Origin of the sequence: Cohnella sp. GbtcB17 (genome assembly GCF_019091135.1) — a bacterium.
Lineage (GTDB): Bacteria > Bacillota > Bacilli > Paenibacillales > Paenibacillaceae > Cohnella.
The window spans coordinates 1-366 of sequence record NZ_JAGXJW010000195.1 but is presented as its reverse complement, the minus strand read 5'-3'; the positions used below and the strand labels follow the sequence as shown (position 1 = coordinate 366).

Genomic DNA, 366 nt, shown 5'->3' with positions numbered 1-366 from the left:
CGAACACGACCGTTAAGCCCTCCAGCGCCGATGGTACTTGGACCGCAGGGTCCTGGGAGAGTAGGACGTCGCCAGGCCGAGCAGTACAATTTCATATATTCCCTGATAGCTCAGTTGGTAGAGCACTCGACTGTTAATCGAGTTGTCACAGGTTCGAGTCCTGTTCGGGGAGCCATCATGGAGAGATGTCCGAGTTTGGTCGAAGGAGCACGATTGGAAATCGTGTAGGCGTCACAAGCGTCTCGAGGGTTCGAATCCCTCTCTCTCCGCCAGTTACTTACTTAATGCGTATGGCCCGTTGGTCAAGCGGTTAAGACACCTCCCTTTCACGGAGGTAACGGGGGTTCGATTCCCCCACGGGTCACC

General features: G+C 55.2%; 3 tRNA genes and 1 rRNA gene. All 4 read left to right on the top strand.

Annotated elements, in window-relative coordinates:
* Positions 1 to 77, top strand: a 5S ribosomal RNA gene (rrf, locus tag KVT38_RS35920); the annotation flags it as partial.
* Positions 78 to 99: 22 nt separating this feature from the next.
* Positions 100 to 175: transfer RNA gene (locus KVT38_RS33585), tRNA-Asn, on the top strand.
* A 4-nt stretch (positions 176 to 179) separates the two neighbouring features.
* Positions 180 to 272 (top strand) — tRNA-Ser (locus tag KVT38_RS33580).
* 20 nt (positions 273 to 292) lie between these two features.
* Positions 293 to 364: transfer RNA gene (locus tag KVT38_RS33575), tRNA-Glu, on the top strand.
* The last annotated feature ends 2 nt before the right edge of the window (positions 365 to 366 follow it).